This is a genomic window from Butyrivibrio sp. MB2005 (assembly GCF_000424285.1).
Classification (GTDB): Bacteria; Bacillota; Clostridia; order Lachnospirales; family Lachnospiraceae; genus Butyrivibrio.
On record NZ_AUJP01000008.1, the window covers coordinates 170,744 to 191,934 of the forward strand.

The window sequence follows — 21,191 nt, forward strand, 5'->3', positions numbered from 1 at the left end:
AGAGGAGTTATCGCATAATGGATATTTAAGGTATTGACAAAGGAGATGGAGCAATTATTAGCATTAAAGAGTATCCATTAGAAATGAAAGAGGTTGCCAAAGTCAGATTATTGAGAAAATATGATCATTTTAGACATCCATGAGGAAATAATGAAAGTTTATGTATAGATTTAGGTATGAATCTGATAATTAAGATAGGATTATCCTCAGAATACAAAAATATGTATGTTTATAAGTGAAGCATCCAAGATATATTTTTATGACAGTAAGATTTAGAAATAGATTTCTAGAGAACTAAACAGAAATGTATATATATCTAGAATGGGTAACGCTACTAGGAGATGTTTAGTAGACTAAGAGATAAGATTACAACTGGGTTACAAGGAAAGAAGCGTTGGTTAAAGCTTAAGGTTTGTTAGCAGCGGGAAGAACAGATGTGTTTGGGACGGAGTAAGAGGATGGATGATTGGAGCTTCGGATTGAAGATAAGAATAATGTTGTTGAGGACTTACGAGAGAAGGACTTGTAACACAAGAAGCAGAGATTTCAGTGATACAGAGTGATTGAATCAGAGATAAGATAAATAAACTAAAAAAAGTGAGGAATGACCCTCAAAAATCTATGAGAATGGATAATGGTGGTGGATAATTTCCATCCCCAAAAAGGATTCGCTTTAGGATATGATTATTAAAGAAAGTAGAACTAAAAATGTTTCAAGAAGCTTGATATGGGGAGTGTTTTCTAGAATGGTATTAATTGTTATGCCATTTGTATCTAGAACAGTAATGATATATACCTTAGGGATAGACTATGTTGGCTTAGGGAGTTTGTTTTCCTCTCTACTAGGGATTCTTAGTTTTGCAGAATTGGGAATGGGTTCAGCGATGGTGTATAACATGTATAAGCCGGTTGCAGACGGAGACGATGATAAGATATGTCTTCTTCTGGGATATTATCGTAAATCTTATCGTATTATTGGTTTTATAATATTGTTTTGTGGTTTAATGTGTGCACCTTTTCTAAATTATCTTGTAAAGGGTAACATACCTGATGGAATTAATCTTCGAATGTTATTTGCAATATATATGTTCAACACAGCAATTGGATATTTTTTATTTGCATATAAAGGGGCTATTTTTTTGGCAACACAAAGGGTAGATATGTCAACAAAAATAGCAACATTTACAGGATTTGTAATGAATGTTTTGCAAATAGTAGCGATGATTATGTTTCGCAGCTATTATTTGTATGCACTGTTGATACCATTGTTTACCATTGTTCAAAATATCATTATAGCAAGGGTTGCTGATAAGAAATATCCGCAATATATTCCAAAGAGTGGAATTGCGGAAAAGGATGTTGCTTCGATTAGACGAAATGTTTCTGGTATTGTATTCCAAAAGTTTGGGGGTATCGTATTGACTAGCGCAGATGCAGTAGTGATATCCTCTTTTCTTGGATTAAATTTTTTGGGTATTTACAATGGTTATTGGAGCATTATAACTGCTCTTGTAAGCTTGCTAGGAGTTCTCCATACTGCAATTATTCCAGCCATAGGAAATAGTCTTGTTTTGGAGGATAAAGAAAAAAATTATTGCGATTTTAAAAAGTTTAATTTTCTATATGCATGGGTACTTATATGGTGGTGCGCATGTCTACTATGCATGTTTAATCCTTTTATGAGGTTGTGGCAAGGATCAGAGAATATATTTGATGAATCAGTAGTTTTGCTATTTGTAATATTCTTTTTTGTTCATCACATTGGTGATTTTTCATATCTGTATAAGGAAGCATGTGGTTTATGGTGGGAAGGTAAACTTGTTCCACTAATATCTTCATTGGTTAATATTACATTAAATGTTTTGTTGGTTCAGAGCATAGGAATAGCCGGTATTTTACTGTCGACGATAATCAGCATAGGATTTATCAATATACCGTTCGGAGGAAAAGTGTTATTTCAAGGATATTTTAAGCGAAAGAGCTACTATTTAAGCTTTTTATTTGATATTATAAAATATTTTGCGATATGTATTGTTGTATCACTTATTACATATGCGTTATGTTCTGTTTATACTGTGAATAGCGATTTGGTTATGCTTATTAAAAATGGTATCATTTGTTTGGTTGTTCCCAATATTATTCTTTATTTTATATTTTGTAGAACAACAAACTATAAGAATGCGAAATTGTTTGTGAAGGAGGCGTTATTCCAGTCAAGAGGGATTATGCGATGATGTATTTTGTAAGAATATTTTTAGTAGTGCTTATTTTTATAGCATTATATGAATTTCTTGAATTATTATATCGCAATACACAATCGTTTAAGAATAGTCAAGGCGGGTGTCAGTTTTTTAAGAAAGTTCCGTATGATCTAGACATGGTTAATATTGGATCTGGTCCGGGAAGATATGGCATATCATACGAGTATTATGATTCACATGGTTTTAATTTCGCAACAGCTCCACAAAGTTATAAAACGGGTTTTAGTTTGCTAAAAAGATTTAAGAATCATATAAAAAAAGACGCAGTTGTTATAATAATAGTTATGAGTCCGCTATCTTTTGGAAGAAATAATGATCATGATCGTCCAGGATATATGGATAAGTTTTATGGGATTTTACCTAAAGAAGATATAGATAACTATTCGTTATTTCGCTTTTGGGTAACTAAGCATCCGTTAGCGTGTCTTTTTTTTAAAAAAATAAAGAGACTAATTTTTCAAGAACAGAAAGATATTGGTAAGCAAGATGACACAGTACCATCAGTGGTTAATGTTTGGAAAAGTGAGTTCAATTTGACAGATTTATATAATTCTGCGCAGGCGATAAAACACAAAGAAGCATTCATTGAAAAAACGCAGATTTTGAACGATTGCATTGATTTTTGTGAAGAAATGGCATGGCATCCAATTCTTGTTATTCCACCAATACCATCAGAAACTAGGGAGTTTATTAGCTATGATTTTGTAAAAGTCTTTGTTTATGATAATATAAAGCCCGTTCTTAGTAAACACAAGGGACTTAAAGTATTAAACTACTATGATGATGCAAGATTCGATAACGTATGTTTTATGAATGATATATTCATGAATGATTTTGGTAGAGAGAAATTTTCAAAAATCTTATTTACTGATATTCGGAAAGAAGAAGGGATAGTATAAGGAATGTTGCAGGAAAATGGTGTTATGAATGAAATGCCATATTATAAGCTATACAATGGAGTTATGATTCCATTTATGGGCTTTGGTGTAGGTACTGTAAAGCCTGAGATGTCATTAAATAAATATGCGATATTGTATATGAAGGAAAAAGTAAAAAATGTTTTAGTACCTAACTATAAAATTAGTAATAGATATCCTGTAAGAAGAGATATGCTTAAGACTAAGAAAATAGCAGGTGTTATAGATTATGCAGTGGATATATGTGGATGTCGTTTGTTTGATACAGCTAGAGCCTATCAAAAAAGTGAATACTATTTAGGAAACGCCATCAAACCGTATGTACAAAACGATAGAGATGATTTCTTTATTATTACAAAAGTCACAAATCAAGCACAAGCCACACATGGTGTTCGTGAATGTTATGAGGAATCTCTCAAAGAATTACAAATGGAATATGTTGATTTGTTAATGCTACACTGGCCTCAGACAGATACATTTGTAGAAGCATGGAAAGAACTTGAGAATATATATTTCGAAGGAAAATGCAAAGCCATCGGTGTGTGCAATTGTAATATAAAACATTTAGAGATGTTAATGAAAAATTGTGACGTAATACCAATGGTAAATGAAATCGAGTGTCATCCACTATTGCAGCAAAATGATGTCATAGAATTTTGTTCAAAAAATAATATTCAGGTAATTGCACATACACCTACAGGTAGAATGGATAAAAGAATAATTGATGGATTAAAAGATATTGCAGAAATGCATAATGTATCAGTAGCGGATATAATTATGTGTTGGCATTATAAGAGAGGGATTATACCAATACCGAACAGTATAAATACAAGACACTTAAAAGATAATTTTTCAGCAATATCAAAAACAAACCTAACAGACGATGAAATGGAGTCAGTAAAGAAGCTGAACTGTGATGTAAGAATATGGCCGGATCCGGACAATTGCGATTTTTCTGTGTTATAAGGAAGATAATTGAAAATGAAAAGTATTATTAAAAAAATTTATATGGCGATTACAAAACTATGGGGGGTTTCACCAATTAAGTTTATATGGTGGAATTTTTGTTCTAGAAGGATAACGAGACTTGGAAAACATTATATTTACCCATATTTCGGAACGCATATAACAGTGGACAAATCAGCACATATTGAATTGAACGGAGATTTGTTTCTTAATGCATATAAGATAAGAGGTTCAAAGCAAGAATGCCTGGTAGTGCTTCGGAAAGGTGCTAAATGGGTGATTAATGGTGAAACATATCTATACTATGGAGCAGGAGTTCAGGTTCATAATAATGCAGAACTAACCACGGGACGTTTATATATGAATACAGGTAGTATTATAATTTGTGGTCTCAAAATTAATTTGGGTGATGTTGTATCGATGGCAAGGATGTCAAGTATACTGGATGATGATCATCATCCTATATACAATTCGGAAGGAAAAATAATAAATAGTGCGAAAGAGATTGTGATTGGAAATAATGTTTTAATAGGAATGAAGGCATCAATACTTAAAGGGGCTACTATAGGAGATCAATGTGTTATTGGAGCTAATAGTCTTGTGGGAAATATAATTCCTTCTAATACTATGGTTGGGCAAACAGGTGTGAGGCCTATAGCAAAAGATATCACATGGGAGCGATAAAAATGGTAGATGCTTATAAAGGAGAAAAGTGTAATGGATGCAAGATGTGTGCGGATATTTGCCCTAAACATGCAATCAGCTTCCGAGATGATGAAAAGGGATTTTGGTACCCAATAGTAAATTATGATGAATGCATAAGATGTAATTTATGCGAAAAAAAGTGTCCCCATAATAATGAATATGAGAAAAAGAATGATGTTTGCAATACTTATGCAGCGTGGTTGTTGAATGATGAGATAAGACTTAATTGTACGTCAGGCGGTGTGTCATACGCATTTAATAAGTATATTGTGGATAAGGGTGGTTATGCTGTTGGGTGTAGATATACAAAAGACTATAAAGGAGCGGAGCAGTTTGTTGCAAATAACAATGATGATCTATTGCTACTTACGCAATCAAAGTATCTTCAGTCTGATACACAAGGTATATATAGGAGAGTAAAAGAATTGCTCGATTCTGGAAAGCTGGTTATATTTACTGGTGCTCCATGCCATAATTCAGCGTTGAACAATTTCTTAGGAAAAGAATATGAAAATCTGATACAAGTTGAATTTATATGCTTGGGAATTTCTTCGCCTTATGCACACAGGAAGTATATTGATTATTTGGAAGAGAAGTTCAATTCGAAGGTAGTATATTTTAAATCTAAAGACAAGCGATATGGGTGGAATAATTTCGGAACGTATGCACGCTTTGAAAATGGCGAAGAATACTTTTCACAAAGAGGAAAAGATCCCAAAACAGTTAGTTATCATCAAAAACTTACGATTAGAGAAGCTTGCGAGAAATGCAAATGTAAAAGTGATGAGCGAGCGGCAGATATCACAATTGCTGATTTTTGGGGAATAGAGCAAGATGAGAGAAATCCTTATCTTGAACATGGTACATCGGCAATAATTATTTCGTCAAATAAAGGTCAGGAATTCTTTAATCAGGTATCTGATAGTTTGGGATATTATGAAAAAACCAAAAATGATGTTATTAGAGAAAATCCGGCTTTTTTAGAATGTGTAAAGGTTTCAAAGTTCAGTACTGATTTTTTTAAAAATATAGGCAGTATGCCATATGATATGTTGGTAGAGAAATACACAAAACAGGGAAGTACATTTGTAAGGTTTTTGAACCTTATTTTGAGAACTGTAGTAAAACACGTTAAAGGAGATAACAAAAAATGAATGAAAAATTCGAAAAGATTTTTATTGAATCGCTAGGATTGGGAGAGGATTTTGAGGTAACAGAGGACTTGAAACCTGGAGATATTCAAGAATGGGATTCTATGGGGAATCTTACACTTATTGGAAATCTTGAAGAACAGTTTGGAATAGAGTTTTCGTTTGATGATTTAATGAACATATCTAATGTGGGTTCACTAAAAGAAGTTATAAGACGAATGGTAGAAGGGTGAACTATGGTGCAATTAGTAATTGTTATAGGGTATTTCCTTATTACTTTTCTTACCGGAATTTTAGCGCGAAAAAAAACTGTAAATTCAAAAGCGTTTGATGGTGCCGGGTTGGGAATGCTTTTATGTGTAATGGTTGGTGCTGGAGAATGGATGGGGGGAACAGCGACGACGGGGGTATCTGAGTATGGATATATTTATGGTATTTCTGGTGCTTGGTATACAATTGCAAATGGTATAGGGATATGCGTGTTAGCAGCTTTTTTTGCAAAACTGTTTAGAAGCATAGAGAAGCCAACTGTAGCTGGAATAATTGGTAATTATATAGGGCAGAAGGCTAGATTTGTTTCAGCATGTATTCTTATTTTTGTTATGGTTACAGTAGGTACATCTCAGATGATAGCGCTAGGGACCTTAGGTCAGGCGCTTTTTGGTTTTGATCCTAATATTTCAATAATAGTATTAGGGTGTGGAGTTCTTATATATACAGTATTAGGTGGTATGGTTGCAGTAGGCTATACCAATATCCTGCATATGATTGTAATGTATGCGGGGATTGTTCTAGCATTGGTAGTTTCATCAAATAAAGTTGGTGGGATTTCAAATTTAGTAACATCTTTAGATGATTCTTTTTTTTCAATGAGCAGTATTGGTATTCCAAAGGTGTCTTCGTGGGTTACAGCATCTGTTTTGGGAGCGTGCACAGCGCAGGCTGGTCTACAGCCCATTTTAGCAGCTAAAGATGAGAAAACGGCCATCTCTTCATCGTTTTTAATTGCATTATTGGTTGCTCCCTTTGGCATATTCACGGCATTACTTGGTATGATATCAAAAACTATATATCCAAATTTGGAGAATGCAAAGATGGCACTTCCAACGTTATTAATGAATCTATCTCCATTGGTAGGAGGTTTGGTTATGGCTTCTATCTTTGCGGCGATACTTTCTACAGCATCTCCCATTTTTTTATCGTGCGGAACTTTGTTTAGCAGGGATGTATATAGTTACCTTAAGCAGAATAAGACAAATGAAAAGCTGCTTGATTCGCAGGTATTGAAAGTGGCTCGTATCTCAACAGCACTTTTGGGAGGGGGGTGCATAGCAATTTCTGTACTGTTGAGAAATGCATCGACTATTTTGGATATAGTTTATTTTGCATATAGCCTTAGAGGATGCTTGTTTGTTATTTTACTTTTTGGTATTTATTGGAAACAATTACATGAAGAAGCAGCTGTGATTGCTATGGTGTTTTCTGGAATTGTGGGATTAGGTTGGGTGAGTTATAAGAGTATTTTTCATACATACCCTATATTTCCATATTTCTCAGAGACATATGCTACTTTGTTAGTGGCTGTCATCTCAACTGTTATAATTAATACTATCGTAAATCATAATTCAAAGAACTGAGAGTGAGAGGAATCGTAATGGAATCAATTGTAGAATTTTTAGATAAACATTCAAAGGATATGCCAGATAAAGCGGCTGTTATTGCAAATGGAAACAGTGTTAGTTATTCATTGCTTAATACTTATGTTAATAAATATGCTGGATATCTTATCTCATGTGGGGTAAAGCACGGTGATCTTGTTATTACAAGGGCATCACAGACAGTTGAATATGCAGTTCTTTACTTGGCGGTTCATTTGGCAGGAGCTAAAATAGCATCTCTTGAGAAAAACACGCCACATAATGAGTTTATCAGTGTTGCTATGAAATTGAAGGCGGATTGTGTTATTGGAGAAGAATGCGAAGGATGTGAATCAATTCATATCGATAGTCTAAATCTTTTGGAACTTGATAAAAAGGAATTTCCAGTAGAACGGCTAAAATTTCCGAAAGGAACAGACTCAGCTGATATTTTATTTACTACAGGAACAACTGGTACATCTAAAGGTGTTGAATTGTCACATCGTGCACTCGTTGCTACAGCAGAGAATCTTATTAGAGGATGTAAATATAGTGACAATACTTTTTTAATTGTTCCAGGACCATTAAATCATGCAAATGCTATTAGAAAGCTGTTCACTACTATTGTCAATGGCAGTACAATTTATATATTGAATGGTATGTCAAATATCAGAGAGTTTTTTGAAGCACTGGATTATCAAAATGGAAAGGTTGCTTGTTGTTTGCCACCTGCAGCTATAAGAACGATTTTTACGTTGACTAAAGACAAGCTTTCAGATTATAAAGAAAAAATTGACTTCATAGAATCTGCTACCGCTCCATTACCAGAGCCAGACAAAATTAGATTATCTAAGTTGCTTCCATATACTCGATTATATAATAATTATGGCTCATCAGAGTCTGCGTCAGTGTGTATATATAACTATAATGAAGTACGGGGAAAAGATGGTTGTATTGGAAAACCTACAGTTAATGCAGAAATCTTGATTGTTGATGATCAAAAAAAAGCAATTGCATCATCGAAGGATAATGTAGGGCTTATTGCATGTAAAGGTGATATGAACATGAAGGGTTACTGTAATGATGATGTAGCAACTAGTGAGGTCCTTGTAAATGGTATAGTCTATACAAATGATGTTGGATATATAGATGATGAAGGATATGTATATATTATCGGTAGAAAAGGTGATGTGATAAATGTTGGTGGAATAAAGATTGCACCAACAGAAGTAGAGTCAGCGGCTTTAGCAATTGATGGAGTCGATGATTGTATTTGTGTGCCAATTGAAGACAAAATAACAGGCTATGCATTAAAATTACTGGTCGTTTGTAATGATAAATCCGTTTGTTCTGAAAAAGAAATTAAAGAGCAGTTAGCTTCAATGCTGGAGTATACTAAAATTCCTAAAGTGGTTGAAAAAACGGAAAAAATAGCAAGGACATATAATGGAAAATTGGATAGAAAGTTTTATGTGAATGGTTAAAATACGAAGGGCGTGAACGAAAATGATAATAATAGGTATTTGTTAAAAATATATACTATATGCGGTAGTGGGGATGGGAATCTTGATATGGTACAGGTTATTATGCGTGAATACAAAATCAAAATTCTTGAGAATGTCTTACGTATATACGGTTGTTAGATATAGATTTGTGTTACAAGATAATTAGAATCTGTGTCAACCATACTTGTTTTATTGATAAATGATTGTTTTAATATGCAAATAAAATGCATGTGATTAAGAAAACTGGTTTCATCTATATTTATGATTGGAATGTATATGATATTAAAAAATTATTACACTAAAGAAAGTTTACTTCATATCGCTCAGATTAGTATTCTTACATTTGCCACTGAATTATTACTGTCTACAATTGTTTTTTTTATTGGACAGAGTATAAGTTGGCATTTCTTTTTGTGCTCATTTACAATTTCTGTAATAATATGTTCTTTTTCTAATAGTAATAGTCCTAATTGGTGTGAAGTAATAACTGCTCTAATAATATTTGTTGGTTTGTCATGTATTGCTGGATTAGTTTTTGATTATTCATGGGATGGAAATGCTTACCATAAGTTAGCAGTAGGGTTACTAAGGTATCATTGGAATCCGTTAAAATCATTGCCCAGTCTTTCGTTAATAGAAGGGGCTGGAGAGTATTCTGGTAATACTTTGTGGGTGGAGGCATATGGTAAAGCTACATGGATTTTTGGGGCTAGCATTTATTCGTTATCCGGAAATATAGAAAACGGTAAATGCTATACGATGATAGCAATGTTAAGTGCTTTCATGCTGGTCTATTATTATATGGTCAAGAAGAAGCATAGTTATACCAACGCACTAATGATGGCCAGTGTTACTGCATTTAATCCTATTTCCATTCAACAGATGTTTACATTTTATATTGATGGTTTCCTTCATACTATGCTGATTATATTGGTAGTCTCCCTATTAATGTTCGAGGATGATAAAACATTTGAAAGAACTACATCTGTATGTCTAATAGCAGCCTCTATGATTGTGTGTGGGAACATAAAGTTTACGGGGCTACTATATGGGGGGATTTTCTGCATTGCTTATTACATATATGATTGTTATAGACTGATAAGAGGCGATAAGGATTGGCTGCAAAAGGTGCTTAGTGAAAGTGTAGCGTATTTATTTTTGGTATTTCTTACGGTTGCGTGGGGGGGATGTTCAACATACATTACGAATGTTTTGCGACATGGGTCACCAATTTATCCATTGATGGGGGAGGGAAAAGTTGACATTATGTCTAATAATTCTCCTTTTAGCGAAGAAAATCACTTTAAGAATCTATTTCTTTCTTTGTTCTCTAGGGTGGATAATTTTACTGCAGATAGTGGAAAAACTGTTGAATTGAAGGTGCCATTCACATTTTCATTTAATGAGGTCGTGACAAATTGTGATGTGGATGCAAGAGTATCGGGATTTGGTGTTTTTTTTGGTGGATTGTTTATTGCTGCTATTATTGTATTGCTGATATGCTTAGTGAGAAGCAATCATGAAATAGATAGAAATTTAATTATACTGAATGTTTCGGTATGCGTAGGTTTGATGTTTGGAATAAAGGAAAGCTGGTGGGCAAGATATTCACCATATATTTATATGCTTTTGCTGATATCAGTATTTATTTTGCTGGCTAGTGATAAAAGAAAAAAGACTATTGTTGCAACAATATTTACAGTGCTGATATTACTAAATAATTGCCTACCATTATTAGGGATAATAGTTAAGAATTATGATGATTCGAAGGCAATAGATTCATGCTTTCGAGAGTTGAAATCATATGGAATGATTGAGATTCGAAATAAAGCATTTGAAGGTATTTATTTCAATTTTAAGGATTATGATATTTATTATCGTATAAATGAGGAACTTAAGAATGAAGATAATTTAAATACAACAAATTACCGCGGGACAGTTTGGAAGCAGATAAAATGCAAGTAAACTTGATGAGAGATTTGATTTATGAAAAATGACTCAGTTATTGGTAGTAAAACTAACCAACGTAATGATTATATAGATTTTTTACGCGGAGTAGCTGCAATAGGAATAGTTGCAATCCATACAGCTTTTTGGAGCGGAGAGAGTTATACTCCAGAATGGTTCCAGAGTATAACACTTCTACTAGATGTCCCATTTTTCTTTTTCTTGTCTGGATGGGGATCTGGATACAGTAATGTAAGCTTAAAGAAAACTATTAAAAGTCTTAGTGGAATCTGGACCAAATGGATTGTTTTTGTGATTTTTTTAGAAATGGCGTGTGTGATATTGCAGTTTTTGCATGTTTTGGGAGCAAGTAGCGGCTTACTTGATGGCAGAGATTTTGTTAATAATGTGTTCTTTCATGTTGGTTTTTCAGGTTTTCCTGTTGTTGCTGGATCAATTTGGTTTATGCCAGTGTATTTTGTGGTACTTTTATGTAATACAATTATTCTTTGTTTAGTGAGATGTGATTTTTTGGGGGGCAAGGAAATTGAGACATATATATTGATTTTTGTTTTTTTGTTTTTGTGGATTTATAATGGAAATTCTTTTTTGGGGTTAGATACTTCTATCGCTACTTTCCTATTTTATAGTATTTTTTGGACAATAGGATTTTACTTATCTAAGAGCGATTCTGGGCTTAAGTTAAGCAGAATGAAATTAGTTAGGGATGTTGTCATTATCTTGATTGGCGCTATTGTAACAAATTATTTGCAGCATCTTCCAATTTATAATATACAAGCTGCAAAGTTTCCTCCAAGTCCTAAATATGGTATTGTATCTCTTCTTAGCATTGAAATAGCAATATTTGTTCAGCCATTCATCAAGAAAGGTATAATATACAAATTATGTGCTCATGTTGGTAGAAATGCAATTTACTATTTCTTTGCACAAGGCGTTGGTAGTTCTTTGATCTATTATTATGTTAAGCATATGGATATTGAGTATTGGATTGTAAAGTGGACAGGTGCCTTTCTGATTAACCTGGCTTTAACCATAATAATAGCAGAGCTAATGGGATATGCTTATAGACATATATGTAATATGTCTATAAACATTTTTAGAATGATAAGGTTATAGTGTAGAGGGTGATTTTTTATATGTTTAGTAGAATAGATAAACTTAAGAGAATTGCTGATATAATTGCATTGCCTTTTCAAGTTATATTATTCTGTTGTCATTTGATATACTTAGTGTGGTATTTATATAGTCATTGGTATGGATATATGAACGCTGATATAGCAGGAGATTTATTATTAGCGAAGACTCTTGCTGATGAAGATAAGCTTTTTCTTACGCGTAATTGGTGGACTTCGACTGAATTACACCTTTTACATACACAGACTTTACAATCAATTCTATTTCGGTTTACAAGCAGTTTTCGACTAGTTTTTGTCATTAGTTTTATCATATTTGTTATTATGATAACAATAACAAGCTGTTTAATTGTATACCAATTGACCCATAATAAAAATCTGATGTTCATACCAGTGCTGATTTCATTAGCACCCGTAGGTGAATACTGGGCTTTTTTATATCAAGTTCAGGCATATATTACATATGTTTTTTGGTGTTATTTATTTTTGTATCTGATTTTGCAATTGGAGAAAAATGAGATTGCGGATAATTGCAGTAAGCAGCTGCTTTCTATTTTCATCTCGCTTTTATCATTTGCTCTGGGAGCCAGTGGAATTCGCTTTTTTATTCAAGTCATCATCCCTATAATTGTAACCTTTATTTTAGCAAAGAAAAGAAAGCCGATAGAATATATACGTATTATTGTTCCTGCGTTAGCGGGATTTTTGGTTTATGAGGTAATTATTAAACATTTCTACAGTTGTGGGAATCCCGGAAAAATAATCTGGGCTACTAAAGATGCTATAAAAGAAAACTTATATACTCTACCGGTGGGCATTTTAGATGCTTTTGGAGCTCTTAATTTTGCGGGGCAAGAACTTGCTTCCGTAGGGGGAATGCTAGAGCTGGTAAGTGTATGTTCAATAATTGGAGTATATGTAATATGTATTTCACAGTATTTTAGAATACCGGATGAAACTGCCAAAATGACATTTAATATAGGATGGATAGCAGTAGGAGTGACATTGTTTCCTCTTATATTCACATCTATGGGACAGGTGTGGGGACGACCATTAGAGACTCATTATTTAGCAATGAGTCTGTGTTTTATTCCAATTATGTTTGCAGTAGCGATTTCTGAGTCAAATAAAAAGCTATTGTGTTATGGCCTTTTAATATTGTTGGTATTTAGGGTAATACTTGCTGATGTATTAGTAAAGAATGAAGCGATTTCAGATAGACCACAATACATAGAATTTCTTATGGATAGTGGTTATTCATTTGGATATTCTGATGATTATTGGTCAGCAAGTTTGGTAAATGCACTTTCAAATGATGTTGTAGGAGTTGTTCAGGTGAATGAAAGTGATGATGGGATAAAGGTAAGACGATTTAACAATCGATCTGAGTATGATAAATTATCACCTGAATTTATTCTTATTAGTAAAGAAAGTGGTATAGATATACAGAAAGTACAATATGAATTAGAACAAGTCTATGAAGATGATAAAAGATATATTTTTGAGGTTAAATAGAGTATGAAATCAAATAATTCAGTGTTATGGAAAGATTATTTAGGATTGGGATTATTAGTATCTATAATTATATCCCTTTTAGACTATTCACGCGATGGATACTTACATATAGCATTAGTTATTGCGTTCATATTTTTGAGTGGATTAAAGGAATCAGTTCGTCTGTTAATAAGTTTTATAAGAAAGCATCCTATTATAGTTGTTCTTATGGGCATTCTAACAGTATATTTTAGGATATTTAGCAGAACTGAGCCTTTTTCGGATAAATTTTCAGTTTCGGTATATTTACTAATCTTTTCAGGGTATGTTATTGGTAATGTAAGCGATAATATAAAAGAGAACTATGTATTAGTGTGGAAAGCCCTGATGGTGTTGAGTGTTATGGCGCTTTTTCATTATGTACAGGTATTTCAGAATGGTGAGAGGATGAGCGCAGCATTTCAGAATCCCGTTCTGGAGGCAGATGCGATGATAGTGCTTTTGCTTATTTCTGTTTTATATATTGATAATGTATATATGAAGATAGCAGGAATTGTTATAGCCAATGTATGTATAGTGCTGACTTCAGTGAGAGTATGCATGATAATGGCTTTTTTTATTGTTATACTATATGTTTTTATTCACAGGGATATAGTGGTTGATAGAGTTCGTACAATAGATAGTAACAAGAGGAATGTATTGATTGTTGGCGTGGTTATTTGTGGTTTGTTATTGGGTGTTGTGTTTAGGAATGCTTTATTCAATATATTTGTTATAACAGTTACAAGATTTGGCGCTCTTTTCAGAGTGATAAAAGGAGATTTTTCATTAGGAAATGATTATAGTATAGGCACCAGAGTTCTTGCTATACGAGAGATTTTAAAACTGTATCCCGAAGGAACAATTATCGAAATGCTTTTGGGAAGAGGACAATTACATGGTTATTATGCAATTAAAAATTCAATGTCAGAATTGACAGGGGTTAATGCTGCAAGTGAATACGCTGGACCTATAGAAAATACACTTTTATCCATTTTGTATGATTATGGATTGTTATCAGCTGCTTTATATGCTGTAGTATTTATAAAGATCAGTATATCAGCAATAATATCAAAAGATAATACTATAAGAAGGGTTGCTATTTTCTCTTTTTGCATGATAGTACTGAGTCTTTTTGTAGATATGGAGTATTGGATGAATTTATCGTTTGTATTGTTTACAGGCATAGGTATATATATTGGTGCAACTGATAAATTTAATGGTCACTGTGTTAACGAGGGCAAATTATGAATTATAGAGAAAAGATTGAAATAGATTTTAAGGATATGGTGTTGTTTATATCTTTAAAATGGAAAAATATATTAGCTGTTGCATTATTAGGGACAGTTCTTTTGGGTACATATGGTTATAGCAAGTCTAGCGTGGTGATGAGTACTGGGGATGGCTCAAATGATGCAAGATATAATACTATTTATAATTTAAATTCTTTAAGGGAAGGGTTATCTGACATTGATGCTAATAAAGTCGAGACAAGTGCAAATGCTTATCTTTCTTATATGAAAGAATATATTAAAACGATTGACTATACGAAGTCATCAGCGCTTATGAATTTCGATGCTTATAATTTGTCATCTTTTACAGCGTTATATTCCATAGATGATTACTCGCACGCATTTAGAACAGTAGAAGGGTATTTTTATAGTAAGAATGATTCTGATATAGAAGAGGAAAAAAATTCTGATTCTGAATTGCTAATAAGTGATGCTAAAAATATTATTGCGATATATGAAGAATCACTTCTGAATAAAGAGACGGTAGCTAATATCTCCAAGGAATTAGGTGATAAATATACTGAAAGTCAGGTAAAGGAATTTATCAGTGTCGATATTGATGGAGATAGTGTGATGGCCATTTCTGTACTAGGACTTGATGAGACTGATAGTCAGACAGTTATGAACATTTTCCAAAAAAAGATGGAAGAATTAGACAGTGAAATACACAAAACATATAATTATAGTATTAGTTTTGTTGATGAGTATTATAGTATAGGAGAAAATGAGGAACTTCTGAATAAGCAGCGAGCCAATAGTGATTATCTGCAATCACTGACTTATAATATGACCTATCTGAAGACTAATATTCCCAGAACGCAACAGGATTATTTTAATGCGCTTATTGAGTTGATAGATGAAGAACTTATGACAGATATGAGTAATATTTCTGATGTAAATAGTGTTCAAGATATAATAAGCAAGTATTCTTCTACAGTAACTCAGAGGAGTGTTGTTAAGAGCATAAACAAGAAGTACATTGTAGCCGGATTCCTTGCCGGATTCTTTATGATGGTGTTTATATATGCGTTTATGTACTTAATTTCTTCGTGCTTGCGCCTGGCAGAAGATATACGAAATGTCTTTGGAGTTCCTCTTTTTGCGGAACTTAATGATATAAATGAACAGGATAATTTTGAGGTAGCCTTAACAAGTATAGAACTGGCTGCGCGGAAAGATAATTATAGGAATATATGCATTATTGGTTCTTGTGAGGATAATTCTGTAAAAGATTTAAGAAGACAAATGGTGGAGCATTTGATACCGTCAGACTTTTTGGAACGGGTTGATGTTTGTAATAACCTTATGGAGGATTCGACTGAAATACAGAAACTGGATAAAATGGACGCTGTGGTTTTGGTGGAAAAAAAGAATAATTCTAAGTATGAACAAATAGCGAAGGTGATAGAGTTTTGTAACAATTGCGGGGTGCCTATTTTAGGTGCGGTTGTTTGCTGAGGTTGTTGTGAAGAAAATGATGAAACAGTTATTAAAACTATTGAGAGTAAAGCATTACATCAAGAATGTGCTAGTATTTCTTCCAATGTTTTTTGGGGGAGTGATTTTCGAAAAAAATAGAATTATAAATGCATGTTTAGGATTTATAGCTTTTTCTTTTTTATCATCAGTAGTCTATATCATAAACGATTATCGCGATATAGAAAAAGATAGAAATCATCCAACTAAAAGAAACAGACCTTTGGCTAGTGGAGCAATCAGCATAAGAAGCGCAGCGTTGTGCTCCGTGGTGTTGCTTGTAGTGATTATTTCGGTATCAACTCTCATTGGTAATTATATTGCTTCAGCTTGCTTACTTGGGTATCTATTATTGAACGTGCTATATAGCATGGGATTAAAAAATAAGCCGGTCATAGATGTTGTAATCCTGGCGACAGGTTTTGTAATAAGAGTGATTTATGGAGGACTGGTAACAGGGGTTACTATCTCAAAATGGCTATACTTGGTTGTTGTTACGGGTAGCTTATATATGGGACTTGGTAAAAGAAGAAATGAATTGCGGGGGCAGACTGATTCCAGAGAAGTATTAAAGTACTATAATGAGAGCTTTCTTGATAAGAATATGTACGTTTGTGTTGCCTTAGTGAATGTGTTCTATGCATTGTGGTCGATTGAAATGCCTAATCCCAGGATGATATGGACGGTTCCTTTTTTTATTGTTTTGCTTATGTGCTATAGCCTTGATATTGAAGGTGATTCTGATGGAGATCCAGTCGAGGTTATTATTCACGATAAGTCTTTAATGACTTATATTATTATGTATGCGGTATATGTTTTTCTATTTTTGTATATTTTTTGAGAGGAATAAATTATAAGTGATCAAAAAGACAATAAAAGTAAGCTGTTTAAGGGAATTTTACTTGCAAAAAACAAATGCCGGAGAAATAAAGCTAGGAGAGAAAAATGAAAGTTGTACAGGTAGGATACGGTTACTGGGGAGCAAACATTTCAAAGAAACTGGTTGCACTCTCAAAATTTGAGTTCAAGGCGTTATGTGAGAGTTATAGATAATCGAAAGGTTTACCTCTCAGAACTTCATTGTTCTTTGCACGTTTGTTATTACATAGGTGCAAAATATTAGGTGGATAGCTACCGACACTAAATAGGTTCTTAATGGATTCATACATCAACTACTTTAGTCTGATATTACAGGAAGGAAATAAAATGCGAAAAAAAATAAAATTAGTGCCAATCATTTCGGTTATTTTTTCGCTATTACAGGCTATAGGATTATATTTATATCAATACAATTCTTTTTCAATAATTGGTGAATCGTATTTATGGATGAAATTTGTGGCCTTTTTTCTTTGTTCATATGTATTAATATGCTGCTGTTTGTATGGCTTTCGATTTTTTTATTTAAAGATAGTAACTTCTTATATAAACAGGAAGAGCAATGTGGAAAAGCAGGTTAATGATAAGAGAGTGTGTGTAATAACTTTTTTTATCATTTCTTTGTGTTGGGCTCCGTGGCTAATTGCTTTTTATCCAGGATCGGTGTATTGGGATATGACATATCAATTAGAACAGTATTATGGATATTTAGCATTGCAATTTCATCCGCCATTTTCAACATTAATAGCAGGAAAGTGCGTCGATCTGGGTAAGTTATTGTTTGGCTTCGATAATAGGGGAATATTTATATATACAATGCTGCAATTTTTTGTGTGTGCTGCTGCTTGTACTGCCTCTGTTAAAGAGTTAGTAAGGATGAATATTCCTAGATGGGTGGTTTATGTAGCAATTTCATTTTATTCTGCATTTCCTTTTTTTGGTGCGACTGTTCAATGTGTTATGAAGGATACTGTTAATTATGGGCTCACATTACTAGCGTACGTTATGATTTTAAGACTTTATAATAATATTTCCGAGACTCAGTCGTTTAAAAAAACAAATGTATTGTTGTTTTCCACTTTTAGTTTGTTAAGCTGCCTATATAGAAAAGAAATGATATACGTTTTCCTATTGGTATTGGTTGCTTTAGGCATTTATGCTTACATAAAGTCATCAAAAATAAGAACGCTATTAATCCTTATACCAGTATTAGTTTTAGTATTACTATCCGGAACTATAACAAACAAGACTATAGCCAGGGGATATTTTGGGCAAGAATTCTTTGCTGGATCTTCGGAAGGGTTATCGATTCCGCTGCAATTTGTCGCAAGAGTTGCAAAATATCATGATGATACATTGTCCGAAGAAGAAAAAATGATAATTGGCGAGTGTTTTCCATTTGGATATGAGGGAGTTTCCCAAAGCTATAATCCGTATTTATCAGATCCAATTAAAAATTCGTTTAATAATACAAAGGCGAAAGAGAATGGTTTTTGGGAATTATATTGGAAATTACTGAAAAAGAATCCATTTGTCTTTTTAGAAAGTATCTGCGCAGGTGGATATGGCTATTTTTCTATAGTCCCAAATGTCCCGACTACTGTAGATGACGCACCAACTAATGGATTACCAGGAGGACGAATTCCATCTTTGTATATAAATATAGGTGTTGCCGGAGAATATGGTAATTTAAATATATCATTTCACGATAGTACCAGTGAATTTAGGAATTTTTTGGGAAATTATATTTTAGCGTTTCAGCTGCCATATAATTTGCTTTATTCATTTGGCTTTTATACATGGGTAGTTATTCTTTTGGTGTGCATGGTGATGAGAAAAAGTAATATTTTTGCAGTAATACCGTTTATTCCAATTATCTTGCTGATAGCGGTATGTGTAATGTCTCCTGTAAATGATTATGGTAGATATTATATGGGAATTATATTTGCTATACCATTGCTTGCGGGATATTCATTGGAATTGCTGATAAATAAATGAGCCCGGAATAAAAAAGAACAAAGGTATGAGATAAGACTTTAAAAAGAGAGGAAAGTTATTTATGAGAAAGATTGGTAAGGCCGGGGTGTTAGTAGGTATCATAGTGTTAACATCGTTGCTCTATATTGTATACATAGCAGAGACATTTGTTGAAGTACCATATTTATCAGCTTTTGACTTTTTACATATAGCAGAACATTATTATCAGGGAACGCTTACATTAAGTGATTTTATCAATTCATATACTGAGCACGGGATGCTTGGAGCGAATATTATCTTTTTTATAAATGTTGTTCTTTTTCGATTTTCTGTGGCTTTTGAAGAAGTGATAAATGTAATAAACACAGTAGTTTTTTGTGTTGTGTGTGTATATTTATCTTCGAAGGGTGACAATTCAGACGGGAAAATTCTTAATAAGGCAATGTTTTACTTGATGACTATTGTTATGAGCGCGTTTGCTTTTGGACCAATGCAGCAGGGCTTGTCAGGAATGGACATGCAAGTTCGTTTGGGAATGCTTTTTTCCTTCCTGATTCTTGTTTATTATGACAAGGTGCTTCATTCTTGCAAAGATAAGAAAAACATAGGCAAAACTATGCTGATTATATTGGTTGGAACGAATGTTTTTGGCACTATTTACTCTTTTTCAGCTATACCTGTGTCATGTTGTATCGTGATAGCGTTATGGATTAAGAACAGAAAAATTGATTTCTCTGAATTCATAATCATGCTGTTTTGGGCAATTTGTTCTGTGGGTTATTTTTTTGAATATAAGCTTATAGGCTATGGAAATGTAAATAGTGGTAATATTTCTCCTAGTATAATTGATATGCTAAAATCTCCATACGAATTGGCTAGAGGAGCACTTATATACAGTGCTAGTTTTGTGATAGGTTCTGCTCCTTATTATGATGGTTTGATTCCTGTAAAGACTTATGCGTTAGTTGGAATATTGGTATTTTTTGTAATAGTTGCATCAATTATTTGCTTCTTTTGGGCAAAGATGTATGAGAAAACATGGTTGCCATTGTTCATGATTGGATATGCATATTTTGTATGGTTTTTAGCAAGTGCCAGTAGATGGAATACCGGAGCTAAAGAAGGTGTATGGCTAATTAACGAGTGGTATTGGGTACATACCCGTATGGCTTCAATTGCCACAATATGGATAATTGGATATTGTTTCTCTTATGTGAAAGGTATTAGGAAGTCAATACTAATAATTTTTATGTTATGTATGGTAATACCTTTTATTTGGGGCACAGTTAAACAGTACAAGAGAGCTCCGGGAGTGAAGGCATATTATGCAAACATGCAAAAGTATTTGTATGTTGATGATCAGGATTATATGCCTGTAGAAAATGGAACAACGCCGCTAAGAACGTCCTTAGAGGCTTCCATGTATGCAATTGATGTGATGAGAAAATATAGGTTAAGCGTATATAAATACTTTGATGCCTATGAAGGAATGATGTTACTGGAGGATAAACCGATAGATGCATTTAAGTACAGTGAGCAGGAATAAAGTATTAAGAATTATAGAAATAGTACTGTTCTTGTTGTTTATTATGTATGTTATTGCGCATCATAGGCATGTCGGAATGTATTTTGATGATTTTGGCAACGCATCACTTAGTTATGGATATTCAAATCCTGATGTTCATGGAACGAATTATACATTCCGACAGATAGATAATTGAATGGTGCTATCACAACTATATGGGATGGGGAGGCCGCATAATAGGTGCTTTCTTTTGGATGCCGCTTCTAAAG

The 21,191-nt window shown here is 33.4% G+C and carries 16 protein-coding genes; all 16 read left to right on the forward strand.

Going from position 1 to position 21,191, the window contains the following annotated elements:
• Positions 1 to 680: 680 nt before the first annotated feature.
• The 16 genes from G610_RS0104300 to G610_RS0104380 all read left to right on the forward strand — a co-directional run bounded on the left by G610_RS0104300 (position 681) and on the right by G610_RS0104380 (position 20,943).
• On the forward strand, positions 681 to 2,234 hold the full coding sequence (locus tag G610_RS0104300) for a lipopolysaccharide biosynthesis protein (RefSeq protein ID WP_155830949.1): 1,554 nt from the start codon (positions 681 to 683) through the stop codon (positions 2,232 to 2,234).
• Positions 2,231 to 3,160, forward strand: a complete 930-nt coding sequence (locus tag G610_RS0104305) for a hypothetical protein (RefSeq protein WP_026523801.1) — start codon at positions 2,231 to 2,233, stop codon at positions 3,158 to 3,160. The genes G610_RS0104300 and G610_RS0104305 overlap by 4 nt, the downstream gene beginning before the upstream one ends.
• A gap of 3 nt (positions 3,161 to 3,163) precedes the next feature.
• Complete coding sequence (locus tag G610_RS19660; RefSeq protein WP_051197612.1) at positions 3,164 to 4,144, forward strand: aldo/keto reductase family protein; 981 nt, start codon at positions 3,164 to 3,166, stop codon at positions 4,142 to 4,144.
• A gap of 15 nt (positions 4,145 to 4,159) precedes the next feature.
• Positions 4,160 to 4,828 (forward strand): acyltransferase, encoded by a 669-nt coding sequence (locus G610_RS0104315; RefSeq protein WP_026523802.1) that lies wholly within the window; start codon positions 4,160 to 4,162, stop codon positions 4,826 to 4,828.
• A 2-nt stretch (positions 4,829 to 4,830) separates the two neighbouring features.
• The gene (locus tag G610_RS19665; RefSeq protein WP_051197614.1) at positions 4,831 to 6,003 is read left to right on the forward strand and encodes a Coenzyme F420 hydrogenase/dehydrogenase, beta subunit C-terminal domain; all 1,173 of its coding nucleotides are present in this window, start codon (positions 4,831 to 4,833) and stop codon (positions 6,001 to 6,003) included.
• Complete coding sequence (locus G610_RS0104325) at positions 6,000 to 6,233, forward strand: acyl carrier protein (protein WP_026523803.1); 234 nt, start codon at positions 6,000 to 6,002, stop codon at positions 6,231 to 6,233. The genes G610_RS19665 and G610_RS0104325 overlap by 4 nt, the downstream gene beginning before the upstream one ends.
• 3 nt (positions 6,234 to 6,236) lie before the next feature.
• Positions 6,237 to 7,637 carry a sodium:solute symporter family protein gene (locus G610_RS0104330; RefSeq protein ID WP_026523804.1) on the forward strand — a complete coding sequence of 467 codons (1,401 nt, stop codon included), beginning with the start codon at positions 6,237 to 6,239 and terminating at the stop codon, positions 7,635 to 7,637.
• Between the two features lie 17 nt (positions 7,638 to 7,654).
• Positions 7,655 to 9,121 carry a class I adenylate-forming enzyme family protein gene (locus G610_RS19670; RefSeq protein ID WP_051197617.1) on the forward strand — a complete coding sequence of 489 codons (1,467 nt, stop codon included), beginning with the start codon at positions 7,655 to 7,657 and terminating at the stop codon, positions 9,119 to 9,121.
• 297 nt (positions 9,122 to 9,418) lie between these two features.
• Positions 9,419 to 11,107 (forward strand): hypothetical protein, encoded by a 1,689-nt coding sequence (locus G610_RS0104340; RefSeq protein ID WP_035796903.1) that lies wholly within the window; start codon positions 9,419 to 9,421, stop codon positions 11,105 to 11,107.
• Positions 11,108 to 11,128: 21 nt separating this feature from the next.
• Positions 11,129 to 12,226, forward strand: coding sequence for an acyltransferase family protein (locus G610_RS0104345; RefSeq protein ID WP_026523806.1), 1,098 nt, complete (start codon positions 11,129 to 11,131; stop codon positions 12,224 to 12,226).
• 20 nt (positions 12,227 to 12,246) lie between these two features.
• On the forward strand, positions 12,247 to 13,758 hold the full coding sequence (locus tag G610_RS0104350) for a hypothetical protein (RefSeq protein ID WP_026523807.1): 1,512 nt from the start codon (positions 12,247 to 12,249) through the stop codon (positions 13,756 to 13,758).
• Positions 13,759 to 13,761: 3 nt separating this feature from the next.
• On the forward strand, positions 13,762 to 15,027 hold the full coding sequence (locus G610_RS0104355; RefSeq protein ID WP_026523808.1) for a hypothetical protein: 1,266 nt from the start codon (positions 13,762 to 13,764) through the stop codon (positions 15,025 to 15,027).
• Positions 15,024 to 16,526, forward strand: coding sequence for a hypothetical protein (locus G610_RS0104360; RefSeq protein ID WP_026523809.1), 1,503 nt, complete (start codon positions 15,024 to 15,026; stop codon positions 16,524 to 16,526). The genes G610_RS0104355 and G610_RS0104360 overlap by 4 nt, the downstream gene beginning before the upstream one ends.
• Positions 16,527 to 16,542: 16 nt before the next feature.
• Positions 16,543 to 17,385, forward strand: a complete 843-nt coding sequence (locus G610_RS0104365; RefSeq protein WP_242829613.1) for a decaprenyl-phosphate phosphoribosyltransferase — start codon at positions 16,543 to 16,545, stop codon at positions 17,383 to 17,385.
• Between the two features lie 599 nt (positions 17,386 to 17,984).
• Positions 17,985 to 19,418: a DUF6020 family protein gene (locus G610_RS0104375; RefSeq protein WP_155830950.1), complete on the forward strand. Its 1,434-nt coding sequence runs from the start codon at positions 17,985 to 17,987 to the stop codon at positions 19,416 to 19,418.
• Positions 19,419 to 19,479: 61 nt separating this feature from the next.
• Positions 19,480 to 20,943: a hypothetical protein gene (locus G610_RS0104380; RefSeq protein ID WP_026523812.1), complete on the forward strand. Its 1,464-nt coding sequence runs from the start codon at positions 19,480 to 19,482 to the stop codon at positions 20,941 to 20,943.
• The last annotated feature ends 248 nt before the right edge of the window (positions 20,944 to 21,191 follow it).